Origin of the sequence: Dethiosulfatarculus sandiegensis, assembly GCF_000931935.2 — a bacterium.
Lineage (GTDB): Bacteria > Desulfobacterota > Desulfarculia > Desulfarculales > Desulfarculaceae > Dethiosulfatarculus > Dethiosulfatarculus sandiegensis.
This window is the reverse complement of the sequence record NZ_AZAC01000017.1, coordinates 12,495-30,984: the sequence shown is the minus strand read 5'-3', so window position 1 is coordinate 30,984 and position 18,490 is coordinate 12,495. Positions and strand designations below refer to the sequence as shown.

The following is an 18,490-nucleotide window of genomic DNA, read 5'->3' as shown; positions in this document are numbered from 1 at the left end:
CAGCCGGATTTTTTTCAATTTCAGGGCTTAATTTTTCCGATTTTTGGAAGGCACGGCCAATTCGGCCTTTTGGCTGGTTACCTTGACCGGTTTCTGCAAGGCGGCCTGCCTGCGCAAATTATCCGACTCAAAGGTATAGCGCAGAATCTGCCTGGCCAGCTTGCGGGGATTTCCCCTGCGCACCTTGCCGTGGGCAACCATGGTGGCCACGGCCACGGTCTTGCCGGTGTGGGTGTCCTTGCCATAGCCTGCAAACCAAACAAAAAGCTCGGACCGGTCCGCGCTGCGCAGGGTGCCTGTCTTGCCGCCAACCTCCACGTGCTTAAGCACCCGGTCCCGCCTTATCCTGCGGAAAACCCCTCTGGCGGTGCCTTCGGTGACTGTGGCCCGCATCAACTGGCACATTTTGGTGCAGGTGCCCTGGCTGTAAAGCCTGCCGGAGAATTTGGGATGCCCCAGATAAAGCACCTCTCCCGCAGCGCCCAGCGCCTTTCGCACCACATAGGGCTCCACCAGGTGACCACCGTTCACAAAGGGAGCCACCATCACCGCCGCATGCAGGGGGCTGGTGGTGGTGTAGCGGTGGTACCCACTGGCCAGTTCGCCTATGTTAAAAGAATTATTCACCTTGCCCAGCCTGCTTATACCGGTGGGCATCTCAAAATTGATGCGCCTTTCAAAGCCCAGGGCCAGGGCGTGTTCCTTTAACTTGGAGAGCCCCACCCGGTAGATGCCAAGGCGGGCAAAAAGAGGGTTATTGGATTTGGCAAAACCGGATTTAAGGGAGATCACCCTTTTTTTACGGCGCACTGTTTTACGGATCTGATAACGATAAAGGGTGTGAGAGCGCCCGGCATATTTAAACCTGCTCCCCGGTTTGGCGCCGGTGTCTTCTATGGCCGCGGCCGCGGTGACGATCTTGAACAATGACGCCGCCGGTCCTCCCGGCGTAAGAGCCACCTCGGGCTTGAGCCGCCTTCTCTTCACCCCGCTCAAGGCCAGGATCTCCCCGGTCTTCGCGTCCATCACCACCACGCCCGCCTTTCTCATGCGGCTGTGTTTTAAAAGGCGGTTTACTTTTTTCTGCAGGTAGGGGTCAAGGGTGTTTTCTATGACCACCTTGCCGAGTCTGCTGTCCTTGATAACCAGGGTGCCGCCTTTGGTGGCCTGGGTCAGATGTCCGGCCAGAAGCTGGCGCATGTGCTCCTTGCCCAAGGTGGTCTGGGCCATAAGCGGCGTGGGTAAAGCCAGGGCAAGCAAAAGCAGAAGACACAATACACAGGCCGACCGGGCCTGTAAGACCCGTTGGAAAATCGGCCTGCGTAGGAGTTTCATTAAATTCTTCCCCAAATTCATTTAAGCGGGTTTAATCTCGGTCAAGCCGCCCATATAGGGAACCAGCGCCTCGGGAATGGCCACCGATCCGTCGGCCCGCTGGTAATTCTCCAAGACGGCCACCAGGGTGCGGCCCACGGCCAGGCCCGAGCCGTTCAGGGTGTGAACCAGGTCGGTTCCCTTCTGGCCCTTGGCCTTACAGCGGATCCCCGCCCGCCTGGCCTGGAAATCCAGGAAGTTGGAACAGGAGCTGATCTCCCGGTACTTGTCTTGGCCGGGCAGCCACACCTCCAGGTCATAGGTCTTGGCAGATGAAAAGCCCAGATCGCCGGTGCAGAGCACCACCTTCTGATAAGGCAGGTTAAGCCGCCTTAAGATCTCCTCGGCATTGGCGGTCAGCTCTTCAAGGTGGTCAAAGCTATCCTCCGGCCTGGTGAAACGCACCAGCTCCACCTTGTCAAACTGGTGCAGACGTATGAGGCCCCGCACATCCTTGCCGTGGCTTCCCGCCTCGGAACGGAAACAAGGGGTGTAGGCGGTGTACTTTATCGGCAGCTCTTCGGTGTCCACGGTCTCGTTCATGTGCATGTTGGTCACCGGCACCTCTGCCGTGGGGATGAGCCAGTAGTCGGTGTTCTCCAGTTTGAACAGGTCTTCCGCAAACTTGGGCAGCTGACCCGTGCCGGTCATGGCCTGACTGTTCACCATAAAGGGCGGCAAGAGTTCGGTGTAGCCGTGCTCCGTGGTGTGGATATCTAGCATGAAACTGGTCAATGCCCGCTCCAGTCTGGCGCCGGCCCCTTTCATCACCGCAAACCTGGCCCCGGTCATACGCGCCGCCCGTTCGAAATCAATGATATCCAGGGCCTCGCCCAGGTCCCAATGATTCAGGGGCTCGAAATCAAACCGGGGTTTTTCACCCCAGGTGGAGACCACCGGGTTGTCTTCCTCGCCCTTGCCTTCCGGCACCGAGGCGTCGGGAATATTGGGGATGGTGAGCACCAGATCCTTCAGCCCGGCCTCGGCCGAGGAGAGTTTTTCCTCCAACTCCTTGATGCGGCCGCCGACTTCCTTCATCTCGGCGAATACGCCGGAAGGATCTCCGCCCTGTTTTTTAATCTTGCCCACCTCGGCTGAGACCTGATTGCGCCTGGCCCGTAAACTCTCCAGCTCAGGCAGAATATCCCTGCGCTTAGAATCAAGTTCCTGAAAGGCTTCCAAGTTGACCTTGGCCCTTCTTTGGGCCACCGAAGTTTTCACCTTTTCAAAATTTTCGCGTACAAATTTCAGGTCCAGCACTTTCAAGTCTCCTTGGCGAAATGTTCTGGCATCTATAGCGGACCGCCAAACACGACCCGATTTTTTGATGAATTAAGAATTACAGGTGATTTCATGTTGCCCGAGCGACTTTAGCCGCAATCTTTACGATCACCCACAGGCCCTTTATCTTATTCCCGCAGGCTTTAACAGCCAGGCTCCGGCCATGAATTTTTCCTGCGTTAATAGTTACTTCAAATTTTATGCCTGCCGGGCCCCGGTTGGCAAGCCGCCTGTTTTAAGACCTCTTTGGCGCTGAAAAATTTTCCATCTTTTTCCGGGCGTTGAATGTACAAGGATAACATCTTCACATTTATAAAGAAATCTAGCTCAAAAACGCGCGCACCTCAACTATTAAACCGGATTATCAAGACCCAAGACTCATTTTTATCAACAGGCTATCCATAAATCCCTATTTTTTACTTATATTACCGGAAATCAGGACCCGATTTTAAAACCAGACTAAAAAACTCGGCGCTAATAATACAAACAGGAATTTAATTTTAATGCTTATCAAAGGGCCGAGCCAGATTAATTATGGTGAAATATAATTTCCGCGTGCCGGTTTTTATCCGGATTTATCACTAAAAACCCCTTTCTTATAGTCTAACAAGGTTTTTCTTGTCACCAGCCGGGATTTGAATTATATTGCAGCTACATTTTAGCTGTTGAGCTCCCACCTGAACCTAAACCCCTGTCAATGACAGGGAAAACGATTTTTTCCCGAGACCAAGGAGCGTGTCATGGCGAAAGTCGGCATCATCGGGGTCGGGCAATCCGCATTTGTTCGCGGATACGCAGGCTCCATCCGCGAACTTGCCTTTGAGGCCTTCAGCGAGGCCATGCAGGATGCGGCAATTGAGACCAAAGACGTGGGCGCAACTGTTATCTGCTCTGCGCCCGAGTATGACAAACAACGTTCACCGGCAGGTGTGATAGCCGAGTATCTGGGGCTCACCCCCCAGCCCACTTTTTACGCTGAAACCCTTTGTTCCTCTTCTTCCACCGGACTCAAGCTGGCCTATGCCATGGTTGAGTCGGGTCTGCACGACAGCGTAATGGTTATCGGCTTCCAGAAAATGAGCGAAATAACCAGCGCGGAAAGCCAGGAGCGCATGGGCCGGGGCGCGGACATCCAGTGGGAAAGCCCCTTCGGCACCATGATGCCCGCTTATTACGCCATGTATGCCAGCGCCTATCTCAACCATTACGGGGCCAAGGAAGAAGACCTGGCCCGAATCAGGGTCAAGGCCGCCACCTATGGCCAGATAAATGAAAAAGCGGTCTACCGAAAAGGCGTGGAGCTGGAACAGTGCATGAACGCCGATCCGGTGGCCAAGCCGCTCAAGGTCTTTGACTGCTGCGCCAATGCGGACGGGGCCAGCTGCGTGATCGTGGCCAACGAAAAAAAGGCCAAGGAGCTGGGGATCGATAAGCCTGTATGGATCCTGGGCCTGGGATCGGCCTCCAACCCGGTGAACCTGGCAGGCAGGGATCTTTTCAACGGCCTGGCCGTGGCCCGCATGGCATCCAAAGAGGCCTACGCCATGGCAGGCATCAGCGCGGACCAGGTGGATGTGGCCGAGGTGCACGACTGCTTCACCATCGCCGAAATGATGGCCTACGAAGACCTGGGATTTGCCGAGCCCGGAGGCGGGCCGGAGCTGATCCGGGCCAAGGAGACCTACAAAGAAGGCAAAATCCCGGTTAACGTGGACGGCGGTCTGCTCTCCAAGGGCCACCCCATAGGAGCCACCGGCGGCAGCCAGATTCGCACCATTGTCTTGCAGCTGAGGGGCGAGGCCGGTGAAATGCAGGTCAAAGACCCCGAGATAGGGCTGGTGCACAATATCGGCGGTGTGGGCCTTTACGGCAACGTCAGCATCCTGGGGAGGTGAGCCATGGCCGACAAAAAGAAAAAGAAAAAAGAGATAGACGCCCGTTTCAACAAGTTCGGCACAGTCAGCTTCACGGCCACCACCCAGGTGAACGACTTTGTGGACAAGCTTGAAGCAGGGGAGATCTGCGGCACGATCTGCAAGACCTGCGGAACCAAATTTTTCCCGCCCAGGGCCCATTGCTATAAATGCCTGGACAAGGCGGAGATGGAATGGTTTGAGGTCGGCGGCACAGGCAAGCTGGTGGCCTTTGGCGGTTTGATGTATGCGCCGGTGGGGTTTGGAGACGACCTGCCCTACAGCATCGCGCTTTTGGATTACGGCGATTACAAGGTGTTTGGCCGTATTGCAGACGACCTGGCTTTTGAAGAATTAAAGGTCGGCATGGAAATGAAGACTATTGCCAACACCCTGTCCAACGGGCAGATCAACTATGTCTTCACCCCCGCCTGAGCCTAAACTGTAAAAAAGGGGAATTGGCTCGCCCATTCTCAGCTTGCAGATAAATCAAGCCCTCTTCCGATCAGGAAGGGGGCTTTCATCACCAAAAGACAAAGCCCGCATTGGCTCCTGCCTAAGGCAATCCGATTTTAATAACAATTTGAAATCAGGATTTTTTGCTCGGGTTTTGCGAGAATCCCGACTTTGGAAAAGTGTCCCCCGGCCAGCCAAAAAACCTTGCCCTAATCGGAATAACCTTTTTTGAACTCCTCTTTCCTGAGGTTGTATTTAGTCATCAACTTATGCAGCTGCCTGGTGCCTATGCCTGCGGTGGCTGCACTTTTGTTTATGCGCCCCTGGTTTGCCGCAAGCACCTGCTTGAGATATTGCTTTTCCGCCCTGGCCAGCACCTCGGCCCGCATCTCCGGCAAGGTGGGCAGGTCCTCGGCTTTTGCCGCTTCAACAAAGCTTTTACCGGAATGGAAAAAATCACTCGGGAAACTACCCCGGCTCAGCATATCCCCCTTTTCCAGGATATAGGCCCGCTCCATGAGGTTCTCAAGCTCCCTTATGTTGCCGGGCCAGTCATAGGCTAAAAGCGCTTTAAGCACCCCCGGTTCCAAGCCGGATATGCCCTTGCCGTAATGCCGGTCAAGGCGTCTTAAAAAAACCCGGGCCAGATGGGGGATGTCTTCTTTTCTCTTGCGCAGGGGCGGAACTTCCAGGGGAAAAACCTTGAGACGGTAATACAGGTCTTCCCTGAAGAGCCCTTCCGCGCACATCTTTTCCAGGTCGTTATTGGTGGCGGCCAGGATGCGGGCGTTTGTCTCCATCACCCTTTCCGCGCCGACCGGCTGAAAGGTGCGGTCCTGCAAGACCTGCAACAGCTTTATCTGGGTGCCCGCCGTGATGGTGCCTATTTCATCCAGGAAAATGGTTCCTCCCAAGGCCAGCTCAAAGCGCCCTTTTTTACGGGTCACCGCCCCGGTAAAGGCCCCTTTTTCATGGCCAAACAACTCGCTTTCGATCAGGGAATCAGCAATAGCGCCGCAGTGCACACTGGCAAAGGGAAGATTTTTGCGGGGGGAGAGGGCATGAATCAAACGGGCCGTCACTCCCTTGCCGGTGCCGGATTCACCGGTGAGAAGAACCGTGCTGTCTGTGGCGGCGACCAGGCGCACCTGCTCCAACACCTCGGCCATGACAGGGGAAGAGGTGCGCAGAGAATCGGTCACCTCCTCCTGCCACAGATCAGGGCTTGCCTCGTGCCCCGGGAGGGCATCTGAAAAACCCGATCCCTGGTTTCTCCGACCGGATCCTGAAGGGCCGGTCCCAGACTCCGGATACGCGTCCCGTTCCCGCCTGGTCATCGGCTAAACCTCATAAGGCCCCATGGCGGAGCCGTCCCTTCGCACCTCGGCGGCTCCCAAAAAACCCCTGCGGCTCCTGCACTTCATCACCGCGTTCAAGGCGCCCATATAAAAGGAGTAGGGTTTTCGCTTATCCAGCTTATAACCCATCTCCTTCAGGTGGTTGACAATGGCCGGATCAAAACGTTCGGCCTCCAGGCTCACCCTGCCGCCCATGGAGCAATGCAGCCTGGGGTGGGCCACCGCCTTTTCCAGGGAAAAATCCCTTTCCACAATATGCACGAAAAACTGGGCAATGGTGGAATAGATGCGGTCGCTGCCCGGACTGCCCACGGCCAGCCATGGTTTGCCCCGGTAAAAGGCAATGGCAGGAGCCACGGAAGACCAGGGCGCCGCGTTGGGGCGCAGATAATAGGGATGAGCCGGGTCCATGGTCTCCATGGTGCGCATATAATTGTTGTACATGAAACCAAGCCCTTCAGCCGCCGCCTTGGAACCGTATATGGATTCAATGGACTGACTTAAGGCCACGGTGTTTCCGTGTTTATCCATGACCGAAATATGGGTGGTCTCCCCGCCGCCCGCCCGGCCTTCCGGCGCGCCAAGGTCCGGGGCCACTTTGGTGCTTATGGATCGGGCCAGGGAGCGGGCAAAGGCCAGGCTGGTCATGGTCCGGTCCGGGGACTGGGCATAGCGGTTGGGGTCCATGGGCTGCTGCCGCCTTTGCAAAAAGGCCCGGCGAAAAACCTCCACCAGAAAAAGGCAGGTTTCAGGGTCTTCCTTGGCCAAAAAGCCCTGCCTCAGGCTGTCGAGCATTAAAAGCACCAGGAGCAAGGTGCGCCCGGCCGCAGGCGGAGGCATGGTTGCCACTTGCAGATCCCGATAGGGACGCATTATGGGCCTTCTCTCCACCGGCCAGGGAATCAAAGCCAGGTCCTCAGCCCTTATGAGCCCCTGATTTTCCCGCATATCCTGGTCAATACGCCGGGCCACCGGGCCCAGGTAAAACCCCCGGGGCCCCTGCTCCAGCAAGACCTCCAAAGTGGCGGCCAACTCCGGTTGTTTAAAGAGGTCGCCCGCTTCATAGGGCCTTATGCCGTCTTTAAGAAAGGCCCTGGCCCCGCTTTTTCCCGGAACCTGGTTAAAGCCCTCAAGCTCCCTTTCCTGCAACCCGCTTTGTAAGGGGCTTATTTCATATCCGTCATGGGCCAGCCTCAAAGCGGGCTCTAAAATTTCATCCCAGGAAAGGCTTCCGTAACGCAGATGCATGTAACCCAACACCGCCGGGGTGGAAGGCACTGTGGCCGCCTTGTATCCCCTTATCCTCTCCGGGGTGCCCAGCCGGTCAAGATGAGCCAGGGAAGGCAGCCTGGAGGAGCCGTCCAAGGCAAAGGTTCGGCCGTTCAAATACAAAAGGGCCATGGTCTGGCCGCCGAGCCCACTGGCCTGGGGTTCACACACCCCCAGGGCAAAGGCGGCGGCACAGGCCGCGTCCACTGCGTTGCCCCCTTTTTTCAACATTTCCACCCCGGCCTGAGTGGCCAGGGGAAAGGCAGTGGCAACCATGCCTCCCTCAGATCGGGTGGCCTTGCCGTCTTTACTTGGGCAAAAACCCTGTTCAACCTTGACAATATCCATCGGCTTTGGTTTCCAAAATTTTAAGAACTTATAGTTCCTATTTTCCCAAAATCATTGTCCCGTTCATCTGAACTTCTTCACTAATAGCAAACCGGGGCCTTTATTTTCAAGCAAAGCCTGGGGTTAAGGATCGTTTTGCTCGACAATCGGAATTTGTAATTCTTATTTTCAAAAATTAAAAGAACTCCAAATTCCTATTATTCCAACTCTATTCTATCTTTAGTTGTAATATCAAATAGATAAATCTAGGCACATCCTTTGCTTGCTTTACAGCTCAAATAAAACCCCGTCCTTTGACCAAAACCTTTTTTTTACTTTAAAGGCGGGTAATACATCCAACTTACCGTAAACAAGGTGTGTAACAGTGTGTAATCCAGGCAGTAAAAGCTATGAAATGGACGGATTCAGCAAAGAGTTTTTCCAAGACCTGTTCAGCCCGGCCCAAGGGGGAGCCCCCAGTCAGGCAGTTAAGGACGAACTAAAAGAGCTTTACCAAAAGGCCTGTGACAATAATAATTTAACCCAGCCTGTCAACGATTTTTTCCTGCGGCTGACCAAGATTAAAAAGGAACAAAAACTCACCCCGGAGGACCTGGGATTCAGCCTGGAGGCATTGACCGAACTGGCCGGGGCCTATGCCGAGATGGAGGAGCACGGGGTGACCGTTGGAGGCCGCCTGGCCCAGGCCCGCAAGGTGGCCTTAAGCGCCAACCAAAGGGTCAAGGACTATTTGGAGCAAAAGGGCGAGCTGGCTCCCAGCGGCATTGAATTGTGGGGCCAGATCCAGGAAAACATGGCCCGCATTAAAAAGACCCTGAATATCACGGAAGAAGAATGGAACTCCTTTTCCGGTCAACTCCGCCATGCCATAGACTCGGTGGAGACCCTGTCCAAGGTGATCGACCTGCCCGAGGCCGCCATAAAGGATGTGTTGAGGGTGACCGAGACCTACCGCATGCGTCTGACCCCCTATTACGCCAGCCTGATTCAGCCGGGCAAAATCAACGATCCAATCCTGATCCAGAGCGTGCCCACGGCCGAGATGGTGGATAATGTGGGCGAGGAGATCCCGCCGGTGGCCTCGGACCATTCCCCGGCCAGGCTCATAGACCAGTTCTATCCCAGGGTGGTCACCATCAAGGCCACCAACATGTGCGCCATGTACTGCACCCACTGTCTGCGCCTGGCCCATATCGGTAAAAAGGACCGCATCTACGCCACGGAAGCCTATGAAGAGGCCCTGGACTACATCCGGGAAAACCCCGCGGTCAGGGATGTTCTGATCACCGGCGGAGACGCCTTTATGCTCCCCAACAAAAACCTGCGCTGGCTGCTCGAGCGTCTGGATGAGATTGATCACCTCAAGATGAAACGCCTGGGCACCCGCATCCCGGTGACTTCTCCCCAAAGGGTGGACCAGGAGCTGTTGGATATTCTGGAAGAATCCAACGACAAAAAACCGGTGCGCGTGGTCACCCAGATCAACACCGCCCAGGAGATCACCCCGGTGAGCAAAGACGCCTTCCACCGCATCAACAAAAAGGTCTCCGCGGTTTTGAACCAGGCGGTTCTGTTAAAGGGAATAAACGATCATCAATTCAAGATGTGGAAACTATGCGAGACCATACAGGAAGCGGATGTCAGGCCCTATTACATTTTCAACTGTTCCTACCGAAATCCCCAGTTCATGCACTTGAGGGTGCCGGTGGAAAAGGGCCGCGACATTGTGGAATCCATGTACGGCAATATCAGCGGAGACGCCATTCCCAGATATATCGCCACTGCCGGAGGCAAGGTCCCCCTGCACCGCTCCAATGTGGTGGAACAGACCGGAGCCAAGATAACCCTGCGCAAGCCCTGGTCGGGCGAGCAGGTAAGCTACCCCGATCCCGAACCTGGAGAATATGCCGAAGATGCAGCCTTTGCCTTTAGAAAATATTACGCCTGAGCTGAACCGGGATCTGGTCCAGGCCTGCCTGGAGGGGACCGATGAAATGGTCTCCCTTTTGCGGGAAATGGTCCTGATCCAAAGCGGTTCCCATAACAAACCAGGGGTGGACCAGGTGGCCGGCTTTATCAGCCAAACCCTGGCCCCCCTGGGGCTTGAACTCACCCGCCACCCCTGCCCGGCCCACGGGGACATCCTGCTGGCCGAGACTCCGGCGGCCGGAGACCGGGACAATATCCTCCTGGTCGGGCACATGGATACGGTCTTTCCCAAGGGTACTGATTTCAACTGGTTTAAGCAGGATGAAGAAAACTGCTATGGGCCGGGTGTGGTGGACATGAAAGGCGGGCTGGTTATCGGCATATTCGCCCTTAAGCTCCTGAGCCAAAGGGGACTCTTAGCTGATATCCCCTTGCGCTTTATCTTTAACCCGGACGAGGAGATAGGCTCGCCGGTCTCAAGGGGCCTGATAAGCCGGGAGGCCAAAAGGGCCGCCCTGGCCCTGGTTCTGGAGTGCGGCGGGACCAAGGGCGAGGTGGTAACCGGCCGCAAGGGCAAGTTTGGCTTCAAGCTTGAGGTCAAGGGTCAGGCGGGCCACGCCGCCTATGCCGAGGCAGCCAAACCCAGCGCGATTTTAGAGCTGGCCCGCCAGATCATTGTGCTGGAAGGCCTTAACAACAGGATGCCCGGCCTTACGGTGAATGTGGGCCAGATTGAAGGCGGCATTGGCCCCAACACAATCGCACCCAATGCCAAGGCCCTGGTGGATGTGCGGTTCAGCACCCCCAAGGAACTGGATTTTTTCCATAGCAGCCTTAAGGAAGCCACGGAAACGGGGCTTATCCCCGGAACCAGCGTGCAGACAGAACCCACCAGCCAAAGGCCTGCCATGGACCAGTCCCAGGGCAACTTGAAGCTCTACCAGGTTCTGGCCCAGGTGGCGGCGTTACTGGGCCAGGAATTGGATCATGAATTCAGGCAGGGGGTTTCTGACGCAAACCTCATCGCCGCCCAGAGAACCCCTGTGGTCGACGGCCTGGGGCCACTGGGGGGCAAGGACCACAGTGACCAGGAATTCATTGTCACCAAAAGCCTGGCCCCCAGGGCCGCGCTCTTCACCCTCTCCCTTTTGGAATGCTCCCGTCTGTGCCAAACCGGGGTCTTTACCTCGCCTTTAAGGAGGGCTGCCCTGTGATTGATTTTGAAAGCATCCAAAGCGCCTTTACACCGACACCTGACCAGACCTCCTGCTTCAGCAAAGGCGGTATGGTCTCTTCCGCCTTTCCCGCCGCTTCCAAAGCCGGAGCCCTGATGCTTAAAAAAGGCGGTAATGCGGCGGATGCGGCCTGCGCCACAGCCCTGGCCCTGTCTGTGGGCGAGCCCCAGGCCAGCGGGCTTGGCGGTCAGTCCATGGTGCTCCTGCATCTAAACGGCCAGACCCTGGCCCTGGACGGCTCAGGCCCCATCCCGGCCCTGGCCAAACCGGACAAATTCGGTCCCAACGACACCAAAGTGGGTTACCGGGCCACAACTGTGCCGACCACCCCGGCGGTGTTGGCCTTTATGCACAAAAAATACGGCAAACTTACCTTGGAACAGGTGATTTCCCCGGCCATAGAACTGGCCAAAGAGGGTTACACCATAACCCCTTTGCAGAGCTTTTTGCAAAAAAGGGAATTGGAAAACTTTTTCCTGCCGGAAAATCCTTCGGCGGCCCGCTATTTCTTAAAAAACGGAAACACACCCTATGAACCCGGCGAAATCTTTTGCCAGCCCCACCTGGCCGGGCTTTTGGAACATCTGGCCCAAAACGGCCTGGAGAGTTTTTATCAGGGCGAAATCGCCCAAGCCATAGACCGGGACATGAGGCAAAACAAGGGATTTCTGCGGGCCGAAGACCTGGCCGAAACACCCTGGCCCAAAATAAGAAAACCCGTTACCGGCAGTTTCAGGGGGATTGAACTGGTCTCCACGCCTCCCCCCACCTCAGGACGTATTTTACTCTTCATCCTGAAACTCCTGGAGGCCATGCCCCCTGAATTTCATCTGCCCCTCACCGAAAAATCCATGGCCTATTTCTGCGAAGTCATGAGAAAAGGCCTGATGGAGCGGGAAGAGCACCCCTATTGGCCGGATCAATATGACCAGGAAAAAGACCCGGTGCTTTCTTCACCGGAGCTGCCCCAAAAAATCAGCCGTTGGATTCTGAGCCGCAAAACCCCGGATATGAGCTTTTCCGAGCCTGGTTGGCAAGGAGGAGAAACAACCCATCTTTCGGTGATGGACAACGAGGGCAACGCAGTTGGCCTGACCCAGTCGGTAAACCTGGTTTACGCCTCAAAAACCGCCTGTGAGGGCTTGGGCTTTCTGTACAACAACTACCTTCTCGACACCCAGGACCACACCCCCGGCCACCCCAATTACCGGGCCCCCGGCGGCATGGCCTGGTCCTCTGTGGCTGCCACCATGGCAATGGTTGAGGGCAAGCCCTGGCTGGTGACCGGCAGTCCCGGCTCGGAGAGGATCATCTCCGCCCTGGCCCGTTTTTTCCTGTATCTGGCCGACGGCGGACTCTCCATTGCCCGTGCCCAGGCCCAACCCAGGATTCACTGCGCAACAAACCGCACCGTAAGCCTGGAGGCAGGCGGTTTTAAAGACGAGCTGGTGCAAGGCCTGGCTCACCAGGGCTACACCCTGGACCAGAGAAGGCCCCGATCCTTTTACCTGGGCGCAGTGCACACAGTGCTCAGGCAACTTGACGGCAAAGGGTTCCAGGGCGCTGCCGAGTTCAGAAGAGACGGCATTGCCGCAGGGCCGGATCAGGTCTGAAAAAACTTTAACCGACCGCAAAAAGCCAAAGCAAACGGCCCGAGGTTAACAGGCCGTTTGCTTTGGCTTTGCCTGCTCTGTCTCGGGCCTTGAACCTTAAAGCCACCTGCCATGCAGGACTCTTGCCTCCAGGTAAAAAGGCAGGTTGTAAAATTCACCGAATCTGGGCAAAGGAGCGCCCAGGGCGCGATAATGACGCCAGCTGTAATAAGCCGCCAACTCGTGGGTTATGGATTCGTGAAATCCGGCGGGGCTGCGCTCCAGACAGGCAGTGGAAAGTTGCAGATAACCTCGCCGGGAAAAAAGGCTGGCGCGTCCGCTCGCCGCCGGGATGCTGTTGACAATCTCGATCCCGTATCCGGATTGATGGTGCCAATTGCGCAAGACCTGCTCCACCCCTTCCCGCAGCTCCCCCACTTGTCCTTGACTCAGTCTGGCCAATTCCTGGAGCACCGGAGAATTATCAAAAATCTCCTCGGCTATGCGGCGAAGCTCGGCCTGGCTGACCTCGAAAGTGCTGCGGCTTCTTCTTGCCGCGTAACCCACCTCGAGCACGGATCTGCGGCCAAACTGGATGCCGATCTCCTCAAACGGCTCTTCGACTCCGGCACCGCCGGTGTGAGGGCCGCGAGGCAGCCGCGGCGCAGTGACGCCCCGATCCGGCCCCCCGCTGCCTCTGTTGCCGCGCCCGGCAGCCCGATGGCCTCTGGAGGCTCCGCGGGCCGCATCATCCACACCGCGCGCGGGAAGGGCCAGCGGCCTTCCCCGGCCTCGCGGCAAGAGCCGTCGGGCGCTCTGCCAGGCTTCACGCCCCAGGCGGGCAATGGCGCTGCGCGCTCTTCGGATAGCGGCTCGCAGACCACGGCCGATCAGGGCGGTTCCGAACAGCGCCGGTCCCCCTGCGGCGGTCACAAAGGTGAAAAAATCATAGATATCTGCCACCCGCTCCACACATTCCCATAGATTAAGAAGCGTGAGCCGGGTTTGATGGGCTATGAGGGCCCGCGGTGTCATGAGCACCGGCCCGACGGGACGGCCTTCCCCGCCATTTATGCGAACCACCAGCCAGGAGTCAGTGGGATAAAACTGAGCTGTTTCAATTCTCCTTTCGGCAACCAGGCTGCGCCACATTCTCATTTCATTGCCGAGTATGCCCCGGGCCTGCATTGTCGCGGAAATGCGCACCTCAGCGCCCCCCCAGTCTTCCACCTGCCAGTTCAATTGAACCGAAATGGTATCCGGAAGGATGGGGCCGCTTCCCTGCTGTAGGCCGGGAGCGCGCCAAGGCAAAAACTGCCTATGGGTGCTGGAGCTGAGATCAAGCACGGGGGTGGCCATCACGGCCCTATTCAAGGCATCCATGTACTGGCTGAACTCGCCCATGGTCAGGTCCCAGGTCTCCTGCTCCGGCAGCACCCGAAAATCCAGCACTCCGTTGGGAACGCCGGACCGCTGCCGTCCGGGGCTGGCCTGCTGTTCCCGCTCCAGCACGGCCTGTTCCCGTTGCCAATGGCGGAACCCTTGACTTGCCTCGCCCTGCATTGTGGCCAGGGCCTGCTGACGTGAACGCCCGGCCAGGGGACCGGAGGCCCGTCTTTGTTCATAGGTGCGCCGGTCTACGACCTCTATGACCATCTCGCCTTCGACCGGCGGGAAAAGGGGCTCACTCGGCGCGGCTCCGGGCCGGGGTGCGGCCACGGAGCGGTGGGGAGCGCTGACCGAAGCTCCTTGGAAAAACAGGCGTCTGCGCCCTGATGCCCGGAATCGAAAGCGCAGGTGGCGGGGGCGCTGAGGCGTGGCGGAGACTATGGTTCCCGGCTCGGCCATGGATGCGGAACCGCCCATGGGATAAACCGCCATGGAAAACCTGGGGGACCAGTTGGCGCCCTGCTGGGCGTGTTCCCACTGCCCGTACAACAGGTCCGCGCCGTAGATCAGCTCGAATTCTATCTCCTCACCCTGGATGATGAGATCCGATTCGTTTATGTCCGCGCGGGGACGCCCCCGGCTGTTCACCACCCGCCTCAGGATTCGCCAGTTGGCCATTTTTCAACCTCATCCCGGATTCAGGGGGTGTCCACGGTAATATCACCAGCGCCTTTGACAACGATATTTTCATCGATATCAGGGTCATCCAGATCAGGCTCTTCCTTTAGCAGCCTGAAGGCCCGCCTGAGATTTTCGATCTCCACTTCGCGCCATTCAGCGCGCGCCTTGGCCATGTCAAAGAAACGATGGTTCAGCTTGTATTCTTCCAGCAAGGCATGTTCACCCAAGAGCGCTTCCATATAAAGCTCGCCGGTGGGGACCACCACCAGTTCCGAATCGCGCCGCGGATGCTTAAGCTTGGTCATGACAATAGCCTGCAGGGCCGCCCGCTGATCTTCAGTGAGAGAACCTTCCCGGATCAAGGCCTCGGTGTAGGCCAGGAGCTCTTCAATGCTGAAATTGGCGGCCACATCCGGATCCCTGACCCCGAAATAGTCGTCAAAAAATTCCCGCATCATAAAGTTGGTGAGATACAGGCATTCCTTTAAGGAGAACATGATGTAGTTGCCCTTGTATCCCAACGGATGATCAAGGTCGGCGATTTCAACCAGCCGTTTTTGGTTGGGGTTGTCCGGGTCCGGGGGCTCCGGGGGATCATACTCCAGTATGTACTTTTTCCCTGCGTGCGAAATGGACGGAATGCCCATTTCAATTTCAGCCTCGCTGGCCCGCCTCAGGTTAACTGTGCGAGTGGATGATTCGGGAAGATCGACCATAATATGGTAGAGGCGGAAGAAACGCTGGTCAGGGGGCTCATGATCCCAAATGGCCTGCATGTAATACAGTATGTTTTCCTTAACATGAACCCGCAGTTGATCAATGGCCACACGCCGGTTGGTTTGAGTCTCTATGACCCTTGTATAGGCGTTTGTCGCCTCGTTTAAGGCCTCTTGACCGCTGCTCAGCCGCTCCTGGGATTCAGTGAGGTATTCCTCAAGGTATTCAAGGCGTTTTTCAAGGCTTTCCTGCATGGAGGTGGCGTCTGCCAGGGCCGCTTCTCCGGGCGAAGGGGCCAGCTCGCTCAGCCCGAAGGTGAAGATGCCGCGTAAAATGCGGGACGCCTTGCTTGCCTCCTCCACACTTTCCAGACGGCTGATCTCCTCCTCGGCTTCGATCAACCGCCCTCTCAAGACATCACGCGCCTCCTTGAGCCCCTTGACCTTGCCTTCAAGATCCGACACCAGGGCCACCTGCTTTTCCCAGACGGCTTTGCGCACCTGAACACTGACCTCTTCCCCGGCAAAGGCTTCGGACAGGTAATCCAGAGCCGGGCGCAAGGTGTCATCCAATATCACACGCCGCAAAATCCACTCGTGACTCAACAGCCAGCTTTCGGTGATCTCGTTGGGATTCGGTATTTTCTGGGCCACCAAAATAACAGGCGTTACACGGTGGATGCGTTCGGAGATCCGGTACTGACGCTCCAGTTCATAAAGCAGATAGGTGACCGTGAGTTCGTTATTGGGATTTATAAGTTCGCCGGAAGTGGTGGCTTCAGTCGTGACCTCATCGGTGGTGCGAACTTCCAGGGAGCGGTCGTGCCGATACTCCTGGGACGCCTTGAGCACAGCCTCCCGAAAATCCCTTTTGATTCTTGAAGATTCCTGTGATTGATCAATGCCGAACTGGGTGCCGGAAGAAATCTCGCCGATACCGAAACGGAAAGTGCCTTCCGCCGTCATCTGGAAGTTGCTGCGCATCATGGCCTTTTCCGTGATCTCGGCTTCGGCGCGCCGCGTGGTGGTGGCCTCGGTGCTCTTGCTGGCCAGGGCTTTTTCCAACTCTGTCTGGGAGCGGGTGCGCTTGACGTTTTCCTTGGTGGTGTATTTGCGCTTTTCGCCCGGAGCCAGAGGAATGGTGGCAACCAGGTCCCCCACCTGATAAGGGCCGGGCAGCCAATTTTGCCGGTAAGTCAAAAGGATTCCGAAATTTACCGTATCCGGCACGAAATGGTGAAAGGCATAGGGTTCGTTGATGCGAATCGCCACCTGGCCGAGCAGCCGGGCCAGACGAGTCTTGTAACCGGCTGCCGCGGAGATCAAATCCAATGCCTTATGCATCACGGCCTCCCGCAGCCCCGGATGCAAAGTGGGATCATGATATTCATAGAACAGCTCAAGGAGCTCGAGCTTTTGCGCCTCACTCAAGCTGTTCCACTCGCCTAAGGTGCAGTTAAAGTTCTGTTCCGCCCACTCAGGCACCGGCTCGTCTGTTTCCGAATCCAGTTTCCTGAGTTGAGCCAGGAACCTCAAAAGATCATCCCGCTCCCCAAGTTCAACCTCGGGCAACTCCACGCTGCCGTATTCTTCATTGATTTCCACATACAGCTTGTAGAGTTCTTCTATTTCTTCACGGAGTTCGCCGTCAAACGCTTCGGTCCAGACATGGGGGAAAGCGATCTGCAGGCTGTAAAAATCATGAAAAGCAGGCGTGTCGGCCGGTCCGGCCCGAAGCTGAACCGTTGGCAAAAGGGCATTCAGCTCTTCCCTGGTCAGGGGTTGAAATTCGCGGCCATCGCTTCCGGTGGCCAGCGGCATATCCTTGATCTGGCCCAACACACGCTGCCGGGCGGCTTCAGAGGCCTCCAATCGCTCTTCCACCGGCAGGGCCTCGTCCGTGGAATCCCCGGTCTCTTCCTCCTCCGTGGTTTGACCATCCAACCTGTCGGCGGCTTCGGAAGCGGCCTTATAGGCCTCAAGCAATCCGTGAACCCTGACCAGCTCGGTTCCCCCGCGCCGCTCGCTTAAAAGCCTGCACAACTGTTCGCCATCCACCTGAACGGCCCGGCCCACCACGGGAGCAACGGCAACCCCAATGGATGACAGGTCATTATCGTCCAGATAGACCGCGCCAATAGAGGCTATGCGCTCCGCGCCCTGGGCCATGGTCAAAAGCCCGTCTCTCACGGCATCCTGTTGGGCAGCCTCGGCCTGGTCCCGGGATAAAATAAAGTTGGCGTGGGTGAGCGCCTTTTTGGGCACTGCGTTAAATTGGGAGGCAAACAGCCGGGCCGCGTCGGCGGTCTTGCGGCGAAGGTTTATCCTTTTGCTCCGCAGTGGGGCCAGGCCTTCGCGTATGCGGAGACGCAGCTCCTCACTGTCATGTTCGGCTTGAATTCGGCGTTCGGCGATCCGCTTGATGTTGTCTTTTGGCTTTCGGTTGCGAGAAACAAGGCCAAAACCATCCAACTGTTTCTCCAACACGCGGATCACACAGGCTTCTGTTTGCCCGGGCCTCAGTTTGGGCAATTCCACCCAATGCAGAAGCCTGGCGCGCAGGCTTTCGGAGGTAGTGGCTTTGGCTGTTTGTGCTGTTGCCGGGGCCATGACGGCCAACAACATTCGGACATTTTGGCTGCCCTTGATCTTTTCCAGGGCGTCCGGGTTTATCTGAACCTCAAAGGCTCCATTAAGATCCGTTATAGACGAGCCCAGGCTTTGCGGGTCCGCCTTCCAAAAACCGGCGGAGGTTGGCTTGTTCATGGGGGTTGTCACCCCCATTTTGCCGAAAAACACCGCAACAACCAAGCCGTCCATGGGATCGCCGGTCTCCTTAACCTTCACGCACCCCTTAACTGTGGTCATGGCCCCTCTCCTCCTGTGATCCGCCCGGCATACTGCTCCATGCCCGGACGTCATCGATTCCTTGGCCCAAACGCTGTATCC

Annotated in this window: 11 protein-coding genes; 5 read left to right on the top strand and 6 right to left on the bottom strand. The window is 56.8% G+C overall.

Annotation, left to right across the window (positions count from 1 at the left end):
• Positions 1-27 precede the first annotated feature (27 nt).
• Together X474_RS13185 and serS are read right to left on the bottom strand one after the other, a co-directional pair.
• On the bottom strand, positions 28-1,335 hold the full coding sequence (locus X474_RS13185; RefSeq protein ID WP_197282094.1) for a penicillin-binding transpeptidase domain-containing protein: 1,308 nt from the start codon (positions 1,333-1,335) through the stop codon (positions 28-30).
• A 21-nt stretch (positions 1,336-1,356) separates the two neighbouring features.
• On the bottom strand, positions 1,357-2,634 hold the full coding sequence (gene serS / locus X474_RS13180; protein WP_044349537.1) for a serine--tRNA ligase: 1,278 nt from the start codon (positions 2,632-2,634) through the stop codon (positions 1,357-1,359).
• Positions 2,635-3,395: 761 nt separating this feature from the next.
• Here serS and X474_RS13175 point away from each other — a divergent pair.
• Positions 3,396-4,550, top strand: a complete 1,155-nt coding sequence (locus X474_RS13175) for a thiolase domain-containing protein (RefSeq protein WP_044349536.1) — start codon at positions 3,396-3,398, stop codon at positions 4,548-4,550.
• Positions 4,551-4,553: 3 nt separating this feature from the next.
• Positions 4,554-5,003 (top strand): Zn-ribbon domain-containing OB-fold protein, encoded by a 450-nt coding sequence (locus X474_RS13170; protein WP_044349535.1) that lies wholly within the window; start codon positions 4,554-4,556, stop codon positions 5,001-5,003.
• A 230-nt stretch (positions 5,004-5,233) separates the two neighbouring features.
• Here X474_RS13170 and X474_RS13165 read toward each other — a convergent pair whose 3' ends face one another.
• Positions 5,234-6,226 carry a sigma-54 interaction domain-containing protein gene (locus X474_RS13165; RefSeq protein WP_197282093.1) on the bottom strand — a complete coding sequence of 331 codons (993 nt, stop codon included), beginning with the start codon at positions 6,224-6,226 and terminating at the stop codon, positions 5,234-5,236.
• Positions 6,227-6,364: 138 nt separating this feature from the next.
• A complete protein-coding gene (locus tag X474_RS13160; RefSeq protein WP_044349534.1) occupies positions 6,365-7,999 on the bottom strand; it encodes a gamma-glutamyltransferase family protein in 1,635 nt (544 codons plus the stop codon).
• A gap of 364 nt (positions 8,000-8,363) precedes the next feature.
• Here X474_RS13160 and X474_RS13155 point away from each other — a divergent pair, with 364 nt between their 5' ends.
• From X474_RS13155 to X474_RS13145, 3 genes are read left to right on the top strand one after another with little or no spacing between them, the layout of a single operon-like run.
• Positions 8,364-9,947, top strand: coding sequence for a KamA family radical SAM protein (locus tag X474_RS13155; protein ID WP_197282092.1), 1,584 nt, complete (start codon positions 8,364-8,366; stop codon positions 9,945-9,947).
• Entirely contained in the window at positions 9,922-11,142 is a 1,221-nt protein-coding gene (locus X474_RS13150) for a M20 family metallopeptidase (RefSeq protein WP_197282091.1), read from the top strand. Before X474_RS13155 ends, X474_RS13150 begins: the two co-directional genes overlap by 26 nt.
• Positions 11,139-12,776 carry a gamma-glutamyltransferase family protein gene (locus X474_RS13145; RefSeq protein WP_052515183.1) on the top strand — a complete coding sequence of 546 codons (1,638 nt, stop codon included), beginning with the start codon at positions 11,139-11,141 and terminating at the stop codon, positions 12,774-12,776. Before X474_RS13150 ends, X474_RS13145 begins: the two co-directional genes overlap by 4 nt.
• A gap of 96 nt (positions 12,777-12,872) precedes the next feature.
• Here X474_RS13145 and X474_RS13140 read toward each other — a convergent pair whose 3' ends face one another.
• The gene (locus X474_RS13140; protein WP_044349533.1) at positions 12,873-14,822 is read right to left on the bottom strand and encodes a hypothetical protein; all 1,950 of its coding nucleotides are present in this window, start codon (positions 14,820-14,822) and stop codon (positions 12,873-12,875) included.
• Between the two features lie 20 nt (positions 14,823-14,842).
• Positions 14,843-18,409 carry a hypothetical protein gene (locus tag X474_RS13135; RefSeq protein WP_044349532.1) on the bottom strand — a complete coding sequence of 1,189 codons (3,567 nt, stop codon included), beginning with the start codon at positions 18,407-18,409 and terminating at the stop codon, positions 14,843-14,845.
• Positions 18,410-18,490 lie beyond the last annotated feature (81 nt).

Bases quoted from the DNA above. Each gene is read 5' to 3' on its own strand.
- X474_RS13140 (WP_044349533.1), bottom strand. From the start codon at position 14,822: ATGGCCAACTGGCGAATCCTGAGGCGGGTGGTGAACAGCCGGGGGCGT.
- X474_RS13175 (WP_044349536.1), top strand. From the start codon at position 3,396: ATGGCGAAAGTCGGCATCATCGGGGTCGGGCAATCCGCATTTGTTCGC.
- X474_RS13160 (WP_044349534.1), bottom strand. From the start codon at position 7,999: ATGGATATTGTCAAGGTTGAACAGGGTTTTTGCCCAAGTAAAGACGGC.
- X474_RS13170 (WP_044349535.1), top strand. From the start codon at position 4,554: ATGGCCGACAAAAAGAAAAAGAAAAAAGAGATAGACGCCCGTTTCAAC.
- X474_RS13185 (WP_197282094.1), bottom strand. From the start codon at position 1,335: ATGAAACTCCTACGCAGGCCGATTTTCCAACGGGTCTTACAGGCCCGG.
- X474_RS13135 (WP_044349532.1), bottom strand. From the start codon at position 18,409: ATGACCACAGTTAAGGGGTGCGTGAAGGTTAAGGAGACCGGCGATCCC.